At 43.8% G+C, this 12,094-nt stretch carries 10 protein-coding genes; 3 read left to right on the forward strand and 7 right to left on the reverse strand.

Going from position 1 to position 12,094, the window contains the following annotated elements:
- The first annotated feature begins 370 nt into the window (after positions 1 to 370).
- Positions 371 to 2,044: an alkaline phosphatase D family protein gene (locus R8O70_RS24360; protein ID WP_258624887.1), complete on the forward strand. Its 1,674-nt coding sequence runs from the start codon at positions 371 to 373 to the stop codon at positions 2,042 to 2,044.
- Positions 2,045 to 2,122: 78 nt separating this feature from the next.
- Here the strand turns inward: R8O70_RS24360 and R8O70_RS24365 are convergent, their stop codons facing one another.
- From R8O70_RS24365 to R8O70_RS24395, 7 genes are all read right to left on the reverse strand, one after another.
- The gene (locus R8O70_RS24365; protein ID WP_005377963.1) at positions 2,123 to 3,226 is read right to left on the reverse strand and encodes a phosphoribosylaminoimidazolesuccinocarboxamide synthase; all 1,104 of its coding nucleotides are present in this window, start codon (positions 3,224 to 3,226) and stop codon (positions 2,123 to 2,125) included.
- A gap of 204 nt (positions 3,227 to 3,430) precedes the next feature.
- On the reverse strand, positions 3,431 to 3,823 hold the full coding sequence (locus tag R8O70_RS24370) for a SulA-like leucine-rich domain-containing protein (RefSeq protein WP_005377962.1): 393 nt from the start codon (positions 3,821 to 3,823) through the stop codon (positions 3,431 to 3,433).
- A gap of 411 nt (positions 3,824 to 4,234) precedes the next feature.
- Positions 4,235 to 4,417 (reverse strand): hypothetical protein, encoded by a 183-nt coding sequence (locus R8O70_RS24375; RefSeq protein WP_005377960.1) that lies wholly within the window; start codon positions 4,415 to 4,417, stop codon positions 4,235 to 4,237.
- A gap of 177 nt (positions 4,418 to 4,594) precedes the next feature.
- Complete coding sequence (locus tag R8O70_RS24380) at positions 4,595 to 5,569, reverse strand: molecular chaperone DnaJ (RefSeq protein WP_017634859.1); 975 nt, start codon at positions 5,567 to 5,569, stop codon at positions 4,595 to 4,597.
- Between the two features lie 76 nt (positions 5,570 to 5,645).
- A complete protein-coding gene (locus R8O70_RS24385) occupies positions 5,646 to 6,305 on the reverse strand; it encodes an OmpA family protein (protein WP_005377956.1) in 660 nt (219 codons plus the stop codon).
- A gap of 217 nt (positions 6,306 to 6,522) precedes the next feature.
- On the reverse strand, positions 6,523 to 7,218 hold the full coding sequence (locus R8O70_RS24390; RefSeq protein WP_005377954.1) for a DUF2786 domain-containing protein: 696 nt from the start codon (positions 7,216 to 7,218) through the stop codon (positions 6,523 to 6,525).
- Between the two features lie 208 nt (positions 7,219 to 7,426).
- Positions 7,427 to 8,107, reverse strand: coding sequence for a DUF3334 family protein (locus R8O70_RS24395; protein ID WP_005388843.1), 681 nt, complete (start codon positions 8,105 to 8,107; stop codon positions 7,427 to 7,429).
- Positions 8,108 to 8,370: 263 nt separating this feature from the next.
- Here R8O70_RS24395 and R8O70_RS24400 point away from each other — a divergent pair, with 263 nt between their 5' ends.
- On the forward strand, positions 8,371 to 11,406 hold the full coding sequence (locus R8O70_RS24400) for an FAD-binding and (Fe-S)-binding domain-containing protein (RefSeq protein WP_213889488.1): 3,036 nt from the start codon (positions 8,371 to 8,373) through the stop codon (positions 11,404 to 11,406).
- A gap of 73 nt (positions 11,407 to 11,479) precedes the next feature.
- A complete protein-coding gene (locus R8O70_RS24405; protein ID WP_033905135.1) occupies positions 11,480 to 11,941 on the forward strand; it encodes a methyltransferase family protein in 462 nt (153 codons plus the stop codon).
- The last annotated feature ends 153 nt before the right edge of the window (positions 11,942 to 12,094 follow it).

The following is a 12,094-nucleotide window of genomic DNA, read 5'->3' on the forward strand; positions in this document are numbered from 1 at the left end:
GTTCTTTTAGTTGTTGATTTCATAACACTCTCCAATTTTGGGGGGTGGAAAGTGTCAACCTTATTTAGGACGGCACAATAGTGCAATGAAAAGCGACCTCAAAGTAGGTCGCTTTTTTATTTTGAGGTTTTTGTCACAGGTCTTAGGAAGTGTGATGAATATAGAGTATTTGCACTTAAATTAACAAAAATGTAACGTTTGGAAATGCAATTGTCATAACTAGCTTCTAACTTTGTGTTTTTAGGACAAATTACCGACTAAGTGGTTGGTACTGTAAGTTCGAATTAACGTCCCTTATTGGCATACAAGGATGATTGAGTCACCACGTCATTTGGGCATAAAAACAAACACAATAAGAAAGGAAGTCAATATGTCTTTGTCTCGTCGAGACTTTATGAAAGCTGCCTCTTCAACGGCGATTGTTACCGGGCTGGTGGGCTGTGGTAGCGATGCTAGTGAATCTGTTGCGGTTACCTTTGAGCACGGAGTGGCGAGTGGAGATCCTACTCAAACACAAGTAATCATTTGGACTCGTGTTACGACCTCAGCAAGCTACGCAGATGTAAGCTGGCAAGTTTCATCTAACGAAAATTTTACTGATATCGTGCAAAGTGGCACTTTTGCCACAGACACGAGCCGAGATTTCACGGTAAAAGTCGATGTTCAAAATCTCAACGCAAATTCTCGCTACTACTATCGATTCATGGTTGGAGATGTCACTAGCGAAGTCGGGCAAACTCAAACATTACCAGAGGATGGTGTAGAAAAGGCATCCATGGCGGTTGTTTCTTGTGCAAACTATCCTGCTGGCTATTTCCATGTGTATCGAGAGATTTTAAATCAACATGAGCAAGAACCGTTTGATGTGGTACTTCATCTCGGTGATTACATTTATGAGTATGGGGCTGGTGGCTACGCTAGTGAAGATGCTGAGGCACTAGGGCGAGAGCCAAGCAAAGGCACTGAATGCATTACCTTAGATGATTACCGAAAACGGTATGCGCAATATCGCCAAGATGCTGATCTGCAAGCGTTACATGCGAGCCTACCAATGATTGCAGTCTGGGATGACCATGAGCTTGCAAATGATAGTTGGAAAAATGGTGCGGAAAACCATCAAGAAGAGGAAGGCAGCTTTAATGATCGTCGTGCAGCTGCGGCTGCCGCGTGGACAGAATGGTTGCCCGTTCGTGAAAACACTTTCTCAAACATGCTGATTTACCGTCAGTTTTCGTTTGGAAGTTTAGTCAATTTGATGATGCTCGACACGCGACTTGTGGGGCGTGATAAACCGTTGGATTATTTCTCGCTCAGCTCACCAACGATGGAAGCTATTGGCGGTTTAGTTGCTCAGTCGCGCAGTCAAGATCGAGAGCTGTTAGGCGCTGACCAACTCGCTTGGCTGATGGATGCGTTCAGTACGCACGACGCAACTTGGAATGTGCTAGGGCAACAAGTGTTAATGTCTCGTATGGAGTTGCCAAGTTCGGTTATGACCGCGATGTTTCAATTGTTTACTGTCACTGAAGAACAAAAAACAGAGGCGTTATTAGCGGTAAACTCTGCGATTACGGGTTATCTCTCTGACCCAAGTTTAGATACCATTGCTTTGCCATATAACCTAGATGCATGGGATGGTTACTACGTTGAGCGAGAGAAAGTTTATCAACTGGCCAAAGCCAGCAGTGGTAACTTTGTCTGCTTGGCAGGAGATACGCACAACGCATGGGCAAGTGAGCTTAAAGACATATCTAAGCATCCTATCGGGGTAGAGTTTGCAACTAGCTCGGTGAGTTCGCCTGGGCTAGAGGCCTACCTCGCGTTAGACCCTGTCGCGATCGCTCAAATGGAATACACGCTGCCGCACTTAGTGTCAGAATTACAGTGGGCAGACATCAAACAGCGTGGCTTTATGCGCGTTACTTTTACGCCCGACAAGGCAGAGTCGACCTGGTATTTCGTATCAACGATTAAAGACAAAACATATCAGGTGACGACCAAGTCAGCCTCTACAACAGATGGCACTACGTTAAATATCGGCTAAGGTGAGCCTAATACGAAAAAAGTCCGCAGGCTAGTGCGGACTTTTTATTGGAAAGCGTTTAGCAATCTAGCGACAGTGCTAGTCAATCAATCCGTATTCTTTGCTCAGAACCTCGATGATTTCCGCTTTCGGATTCTCACTCAAATGAATCGGCTTGCCTGTAATCTTCTCGGCAATACCAATGTAAGTGCTCGAAATCGCCATCAAAGATTCGACGGGTAAAGCATTATCACGAGCGAGAGCTTCGCGCTCAGGCATACGTTCTTTGTTTAGCAAGATATCTGGGTCAGGGAAGTGGTTAAGTAGGAACTGGCGGAAACCTTCTTTTGAGTTCTCTACGATGTGACCTGCTTGGTACTCTTTAGCATCCCATATACGAGACGAGTCTGGTGTACCCACTTCATCCATGTAAATCAGCTTTTCATTGCCAGCAGCATCATGAACATAACCAAATTCGAATTTGGTATCGACAAAGATTTGGTCGATTTCTTCTAACGCTTGGCTGATAACGTTAAAGCCTTCTTTCAGCAATTTTTCGTAGAGTGCGATATCGTCAGCGCTTGAGAAGTTAAATGCTTCGTAGTTGTCTACGATGTTTTGACGAGTAATATTTACGTCATCCGCTTCTGGCACACCGGGAATGCCTTTTAGAATGCCTTTTGTGGATGGGGTCATTAGCAACTCTGGCAGTGCTTTGTCTTTTCCTAACCCTTCAGGAAGTTGGATTCCACAAAACTCGCGCTCGCCATTTGCGTAAGCGCGCCACATCGAACCCGTGATGTATTTGCGGCAGATGGCTTCGATTTTTACCGGTTTGGCTTTTTGTACAATCCAAACAAAAGGGTGAGGAATGTCTAGAATATGGCTATCTGCTAAGCCATTTTCTTTGAACAGTTTGAACCAGTGATTAGAAATCGCATTAAGCGCAGCCCCTTTACCCGGGACACCATTAAGACCACCTTCAGCATGCCAAATACAATCGAATGCAGAGATTCGGTCGCTAATCACCATGATAGCCAAAGGCGCATCTGGAGCGACATTGTATCCTTTTTCTTTGATCAGTCGGGCGCTGTCTTCTTCAGTTAACCAGTAAACTGAACGAACTTTTCCACTATGAACGGGTTTATGGGTGCGAATTGGCAGGTCGTCATTGACGGCAAGTACTTGATTAGCAAGGCTCATTGCGACATTCCTATCATCTTAATCAAACGTCAGAAAGAGAAGATATTCAGCAAAATGTGGGCGCTGAATAAATCGAATGTGGGCATCATACCAGAACTATTTTAACTCGCCAGAGAAAAAGCAAACGTTTGCCTGTTTTCTTTAATACAAAAAAATGCCCCCTTAAAAAGGAGGCGAGATGCAGGATAGATAACGTCGAACTTATTAGTGGTACTTATTAACTCTGCCTTCGACGAAAAAGACTTCACACTGATAGCGCTGCGCCATGTCGCGCAACATCGATTGATTCATAAGTGCAATTTTATTGGATGCGACAACAGCACTGGCATTGCCTGAGCGGATGGCTTTTATCACGATCTCGACTTCTGAAAGCTGTTGAGAGGGCTTCATTTGAATAACGTTTTTACAGCAAATATTAGAAGCAGTGAGTTGTTCAAAGTCTGGACGAGGGCAGTCTGCTGTAAACAAAATCCATTGTTTCTGCTGCGATAAAACAGCCAGCTTAGATAGAAGCTGATCCGAAACGGCCATGGGCTTAGTTGCTTGTGCCAATACGTTGTAACGAGAGTATGTATGAGATTGACTTTGTAACTGCATCTTACTGTTCCTTTATACATGCTGTATGTGTATACAGTAGTTTGTTTTGGTGACCTGATCAACCAGTTTCTCAAAAGTTATTTGCGGTTTTTTGAGAAGGAAATAAAAGGATTTGATTCTAAGTAATTGAATTTATGTGGTTGTTTTTCATTTTTGATATGTCTAACATCAATTTAAAAATGTGAGGTGAGTAGAAAACTGGACGAGATACATACAGGGGTTTACTACTGTATATACAGGTGTTGTTTCATGGACAGTGGTTTGTATACAGTAAGAGAGGGCTGATAACCGATGCGACGTGCTATGTAGGATAGGAGGGAATACGAGATAGAAATTGGAAATAGTCTTGGCCGATCAAAAAAGCGCCTTAAAAGGCGCCTTTGAAAATCAGTTCCATTGATTCCGTCTTGCTTAGCTCGCTCGTTGCAAGCGTTCGCGCATTTGCAATTCGCCTTGGTTAAATAGGCGCACGTCGATTTTCGCCATATCGTAGCAAGCTTTACATGAGTAGTGGTGCTTGCCATCTAAATAATCGTGACGAGTTACAAGACTAGGTTTTTTACACCAATCACAGGTGCCTTCTTCAGTGAACATTGATTTTCTCCCCACCTAGATTAATTTGAGTCGTTAGGTGTTATTTTGCGCCGGGCATTATGGCATAAAAGCGCGACTTAAGTTAAATGTCTGTTAATTTGTTTGAGAGGGAGATCGATTGCGGCGCTTGATTATATAGGTCTAAAAGCATGCTAGCCAAAGTATCCTGACCTATTTTTACTGTTTTGTAACATTTTGTGAGACGAGCTTAAAGGCATGATTGAGTCGCTTCATTTCTTCTTCACTGCCTCTTGTGTCAGGATGATAAAGCTTTGATAGCTGTCTATAGCGTAGCTTGATTGCTTGTAAATCAGGGATGTGTTGTGGTGTGTAGCCAAACATAGCACACGCGACGCTTAGCTTATGGTTCTCTGCCTGGGTTTTGGATTTCTTAAATTCTTTGAATACTTTCTCTAGCTGGCGTTTCAGTTGCTTGTTCGTAAACTCTAGCTCTTTTATTTTTTTCGCCATTCGTTGATTTTGGCTTTCCTCTTTGGCTTCAAGCGCTTTTCTATTCTGCTTAAGTTTCTTGATTACGAGAAAACTTAAGCCGCTGATGATGAGTATCGCCGCTAGCCAGATCAGCCATAAAAACTGCGAGTGTTCTACTTTGGGGTTTGCAACTGTGCTTTTCTCTTCCTGTGCTTGCTCAGCCTTTTTATCGAGCGACTTTATTTGCGAGACTTGTTTAGCTCGCAGTTGGTTGAAGCGCTGCTCTAACAGTTGATTATAAGCTTGTTCTGCTGCTGGATTATGCTGAGAAGCCATTTGATACAAGGCTTCAGTCAATTGAGAAGTTGTGACCTTATCTGGATTGCGCTGAATAAAATCGGCGAGAAGAAAGCCACGATCGGTTGGGTCATTGAGTGCGATAGAGGTTAGCCAATATAACGCTTGTGTTTCATTTTTTTCGCCATTTATCCCTTTAGCAAAGTCGTTCGCGAGCTGTTTTTGTGCAGGGAGGTAACCTTGGTTGGCGGATTGCTCTAGCCAGTAGCGCGTTTCTGGTGAGGCTTCAGCTTCGTTTGATGCCAATAATTGTTGTGCGTACTCGTATTGTTCGATGGGGTCATTTGGAGCTTGAGAGGCAAGTGAGTAGCCAGAAAAGCTGAGGCTAAATAAGCAGAGTAGGGCAGACGTTTTGACAGACATTAATATGTCAGGCCTAACGATAATGGTTAGGCCTGCTCCGGTAATTTTTTATTATTACCGTTATGGTGCAACCAAATTACTTCAGTGGCAAGATCTGGATTTCAACACGACGGTTGCACGCACGACCTTCAGAAGTTTGGTTTGAGCAAATTGGGTTACGTTCGCCGTAGCCGCGTGCAATTGCACGACCAGGTGCAACGTTTTGAGATACTAGGAATTGACGTACGGACTCTGCACGGCGCTCTGACAACGTTTGGTTGTATGACTCACTACCTGTGCTATCCGTGTAACCGTCAATAACGAGACTGGTATCTGGGTACTCAACTAGGATGCGAGCAACACCGCGTAGAGTATTATGGATACTAGCATCAAGCTGGTAAGAGCTTGAAGAGAAGCCGATACCGTTTTCCATACGCAGTAAAAGCTGATTTTCACCAACACGCTGAACTTGTACGCCAGAGTTTAGCAAAGCGCGACGTAATTCCGCTTCTTGTTGGTCAAAGTAGTAACCAACGCCAGCGCCAGTCGCTCCGCCTGCGGCTGCACCAATGAGTGCATGCTGACGACGTTCTTTAGCATCATCACCCGTTGCTAGGCCGATTGCTGCGCCAGCGATCGCACCAATAAGCGCGCCTTGCGTGGTGGAGTTAGTTTCGTATTCACCCGTTGTTGCATTTTGGCGTTGAGTGGCTTGACAGCCAGTAAGAGCTAGCACTAGAGCTAGTGCAATAGGCATCTTTTTCAAGGGAAAATCTCCGTATAAAACTGAGGCGAAACTATGCCTCATAATGGGATGCGAATTATGAATAAACAAGCATTGATATTTGTTATGAGAAAGTAAGATTGATAAGAGTTTCTGTAAGAAAATTCCTATCAATACTGCCAAAGCTCTCAAAGTAAGCCCCATCGACATCGAAGTCATTGCTGCTTATGTGAATCCTTTACTATTCTGGCTATTTCGATGAATCGCCCAACATTTTGCGTGCTTGTTCGCCGCCCACTCCACGGTTAACTGAAACCTTTCTACCTTTCTTTAAGCCCACTTCGTAGTCTTCAGTTAGGTTTTTCATCGCTTCTTTCAATTGCTTCTTGAACGTTTCGCGGTCAATGTTTTGGAATTCTTTATCAATATAGTCATTAATTTTATTGGCCGACTCTTCATCTGGAGAAATAATTGGCAATTTTTCAATCGCGCCTTCCACCCAGCCAGATACAAATGAGTTCACACGGCGAGTCACTTCCTGAGAAGAGGTGCCGGTGCCAGCAAAGCTGTTTCGGAATTGTCCGGTACTTTCGTTCATCTCGCGATAAACAATATCGAAAGCAAATGCAGCAAAAATAGCGCGATCTGCTTCACCGATAAATTCGACACGTTTGAGCCCTTTGTGATTCAATAATACTGCTTCGACACCGAATTTTGTGTTAATGCCGCGAATCACTCGCAATATGGTAGAACTGATGTTCGCTGGTAGCAGATGAGAAGATTGTGTTTTTCCCATTCTGATGAACTCAATATCGTCTTTATCGAGACCATATTTAAGCATGAGGCGATGTGCCATTTTGATAGCATTGGCAGCCTCATTAACATTAGCGGAATTGCCCAGTTCTAAGCACTTGGCGATTTTTTTCAGAGCTTTTTGTTTATCCATCGACAACCAGTAACGAAAGCAGAAAATTTATGAAGTCAGACATATTACCTTTTTTGACATAAAAACGAAATACAAGGTGGGACTGAAGATAATTTCTGCTCATAAAAAGAAGCCTCGCATTAAGCGAGGCTGGCGTTTTAGTTCGTCGTAATCAGTATGAAGCCGTACTTGTGTCTAAGAAGCCATTCTTCATTAAGATTCGTTAGAATTACAACCCGAGCTGGTTGAGCAAGTCATCGGCATCATCGTTTGATCCCGACGATTTAGATTCTTTCTCAGCCAACTGTTTACGTGTTGCCTCTAAAATGTCGTCTGGGTTTTCGTCTTCAGCAACTTCAAACTCTTCCAGTTGGATGAACTCAGTTTTATCCATTGCTAGTTCGAGATAGAAAATATTGTTGTTTTCGGTGGAGAACGTCACTCTGCGCGCTTGAGGGCGGTCAAGGTTGGTATCAACTTGTAAGATAACTTGCTTATTCAGCGCCAGCATTTTTGGTTGGTTTTGTGTGATGTTCGTTTGCAGGTCTTTACGAATTTTATTAGTGAAGTCTCCGACCAGTTGATTCATGAGTTCACCCAGAACATCGCCTACCTCGTCAGAAGTATGAGATATTGCCAGTTCTTCTTCTGGCATGCCCATATTACGCATGTAGTTGGTGTAGATCTCCAGTGCGGCTTTTGCCGTAAAATTAATCACAACTAGCCCGGTAAATCCGCCATCAAACAGAACAAAACAGCCAAAATCTGGTTTGAGGCTAGTCTTGTGGATTTTTTGCACCATTGCTGAATAATTTACTTGAGAAGATGTCGCCGAAGTAAGTACGCCAGAAACAGACTGGCAAAGTTTGAGAAGGATATCTTCAGTGGTCACAATTTTATTTTTTTTCATTCTGAAAACTCATCTAGAAACGCGATTCGTTCCCCAATGTAAGGCATCAAGCGTGAAAAAATAAAGCATAAGTTTAATTATTGTATCGAGATTCTGATTTGCTCGTCTTTTTAAATGTTGTAAAGTGACGAAATTCAAAGAATATTACTTCACTAACTCTTTTGTGGTGTTATTTTTCGCTTAGCGCCAATTTGTATGAGAAGTGAGCAAATAATTACACAACCCGCAGCTGATCGGATCAGCGTCGTAGGGGCAGGAAGCAAATGTTACCAAGATTACACTCGCAAACTGATGTCGATCCTCTTGTTCTTAGTTTTCTGAAAGAGCTTGAGCACGCCGGATTCACTGGTGATATCGAAAGCCAATATTCAAGTCGACTAGCGGTTGCCACTGACAACAGTGTTTACCAGCAACTTCCTCAGTCTGTCGTTCATCCCAAAACGACAGAAGATGTTTCTCTCCTCGGGAAACTGAGCAATAAAGAAAAGTACGAACGAATTACCTTTTCACCTCGTGGTGGCGGCACAGGGACCAATGGTCAGTCGCTAACCAAAGGTATTGTGGTGGATATGTCTCGTCACATGAACAAAGTGCTTGAGATTAATGAGAAAGAAGGCTGGGTTCGTGTACAAACTGGTGTAGTGAAAGACCAGTTAAATGACGCTGTTCGCCCTTATGGCTACTTCTTCTCTCCAGACTTATCTACCAGTAACCGTGCAACGATTGGCGGCATGGTCAACACCGATGCTTCTGGTCAAGGTTCTCTGAAATACGGAAAAACATCCGATCATGTTTTATCGCTACAAGCGGTGTTTGCTGATGGTTCAATTTTAGAGTCGGACTTGTCTCATGGTTACCCAAAAGAAGGCGAGTTTGCTGCCAAGGCGCTACGTGTAACGGAATCCGTATGTCGTGAAAAACGCCAGCAGATCGTAGATAAGTTTCCTCCTCTTAACCGATTTTTAACGGGCTACGATTTAAAAAATGCCTTGAATGAAGACGGTAACCGTTTCGATATCACACGAGTACTGTGCGGCGCGGAAGGTTCATTGGCATTTATTACCGAAGCAAAGCTGAACCTGACGCCAATTCCGAAAGCACGTACTTTGGTTAACGTTAAATACAACAGCTTTGATTCTGCACTGCGTAATGCACCGTTTATGGTAGAGGCGAAAGCGCTGTCTGTAGAAACCGTTGACTCAAAAGTGCTTAATCTCGCGAAGCAAGATATCGTTTGGCACACCGTGAGCGATTTACTTACCGATGTTCCAAATAAAGAGATGCTTGGCATCAACATGGTGGAATACGCAGGTCAGGACGAAGAGGAAGTTGCTGCTCGGGTTGCAGTGTTAACCGCCAAGCTCGATACCATGTTGGAAACAGAAGAAGCGGGCATTATCGGCTACCAAGTTTGTAACGATGTAGCGAGCATTGGGCGTATTTACAACATGCGTAAAAAAGCGGTGGGTTTGTTAGGCGCAGCAAAAGGTCGTGCTAAACCGGTCGCATTCGCTGAAGATACCTGTGTGCCACCAGAAAACCTGGCGGACTTTATTGTAGAGTTTCGAGAACTGTTAGACAGCAAGTCTCTGAATTACGGCATGTTTGGTCACGTCGATGCTGGGGTGCTTCACGTACGTCCTGCGTTGGATTTGTGTGACCCGCACCAAGAAGCATTGATGCACGAAGTGTCTGATGAAGTGGTCAAGCTGGTGGCGAAATACGGCGGTTTGATGTGGGGTGAACACGGCAAAGGTTTCCGTTCAGAATATGGCCCTGAGTTTTTCGGCGACGAGTTGTTTACTGAACTGAGACGTGTGAAAGCGGCATTCGATCCACACAACAAAATGAACCCGGGCAAAATCTGTACACCGCTGGATAGTGATGCAGAGCTTGTCAAAGTTACCGATACCAAACGTGGTTACTATGACCGTCAGATTGACGTTCAAGTACGTGACAGCTTTAAACAAGCGATGGAATGTAACGGTAACGGTTTGTGTTTTAACTATGATACCAGCTCGCCAATGTGTCCATCGATGAAAGTAACAGCCGATCGTCGTCATTCACCAAAAGGTCGTGCAGGTTTGGTTCGTGAGTGGTTGCGTCAGCTTACTGAGCAAGGCATTGATATTCTTGACTTAGAAAAGCAAACACTAGAAAACAAAACATCAATCAAAACCATGATTGACCGCGTACGTCATTCTATCAATCGTCGTCACGAGTATGACTTCTCTCACGAAGTGTATGAAGCGATGAATGGTTGTTTGGCGTGTAAAGCGTGTGCGAGTCAGTGTCCGATTAAAGTCGATGTTCCGAGCTTTCGCTCACGCTTTTTAAACATCTATCACTCTCGTTATCAACGTCCTGCAAAAGACTATCTGGTTGCGAACATTGAAACTATGCTGCCGATGATGGCAAAAGCGCCAGGTGTCGTAAATGGTGTTTTGAAGCAGTCGTGGGTGAAAAGTTTAACGGCATCTACGGTCGGGTATGTCGATGCGCCGTTGTTATCAGTACCCACCTTGAAACAACGAGTAGAGTCGCTGACAACGCCTTATGATCTGCAAGCGCTCAGTGGTTTGTCTTCGTCTGAAAAGAGCAAGCATGTTTTAATTGTTCAAGACCCATTCACTAGTTACTACGACGCTGATGTCGTTGAAGACTTCGTTAAGTTATTGAAAAAGCTGGGTATGAATCCGGTGCTTCTGCCGTTTAAGCCGAATGGTAAAGCACAACACATTAAAGGGTTTTTACGTCAGTTTAAGGACACAGCAGCCGACACAGCGAAGTTCTTGGCGATGGTAGCGGATTTGGATATCCCATTAGTTGGCGTCGATCCTGCTTTGGTGCTGTGTTATCGAGATGAATACGCTGAAGTGCTTGGCAGTAAGCGAGGTAATTTCGATGTACTAACAGCCCACGAATGGCTTTACCCAAGACTAGAAGCGTTTGAAAGCGGAGAGCATAAGGCGCAGGAACCTTGGTATCTGTTTGCTCACTGTACTGAGAAAACCAAAATGCCAAATGCGGAAAAAGAGTGGGGCGCTATTTTTGCTCACTTTGGTGCAGTTTTGAATACGGTACCTGTTGGTTGTTGTGGTATGGCGGGTACGTTTGGTCATGAGGTTGATAAGTTGTCGATGTCGAAAGACATTTACAATTTAAGCTGGAAGCCGAGCTTAGATAAGTTAGATAACGAGAGATGTTTGATTACAGGCTATTCTTGCCGCAGCCAAGTTAAACGCTTTGAAGGAACGAAGCCCAAGCATCCCGTTCAGGCATTGTTAACTTTGTTGTAATCGGACTAAATCAAGCCCAGTTTTACTGGGCTTTTTAGAAACCGTACTTAGACCCTTTCAAAGGATATGAATCTTGAGAAAACTTGAACTCAAAGTCCCACCTGTTGCGGTGTTTTTGTTAGTCATACTTTTGATGTACGGACTTAAAGTTTTGACGCCGAGCATGAACATTCGAGTACCCTTTGTTGAATTTGTAGTAGGTGTATTAACTTTGTTGTCTGGTTACATGGGCATTGCTGGTGTGTATGAATTTCGCAAAGTAAAAACCACAGTGAACCCAGTAAAACCTGAAGCGGCATCTTCTGTTGTAAGAACTGGTGTGTTTGCCTTTTCACGCAACCCTATGTACACGGCATTACTGCTCCTAATCATAGCAACTGGTTTGTGGTGGCAGCACTTGAGTGTGGTGCTTTGTGGCGTGATATTTGTCAGTTATATGAATCGGTTTCAAATCAAGCCTGAGGAACGCGTTTTAGAGCGATTGTTTGGTGAAGAGTATGTGGATTATAAAAACCATGTTCGTCGTTGGCTCTAAGCATTGCGTTTAGTTTTGTTTGGATGAGACATAAAAAGAAAGCCCAACGGTCGACGTTGGGCTTTCTTTTAGTAAACTGTGCCGTCCTAAATAAGGTTGACACTTTCCACCCCCCAAAATTGGAGAGTGTTATGAAATCAACAACTAAAAGAA

This window comes from Vibrio sp. 779(2023) (genome assembly GCF_033344285.1).
GTDB lineage: Bacteria > Pseudomonadota > Gammaproteobacteria > Enterobacterales > Vibrionaceae > Vibrio > Vibrio alginolyticus.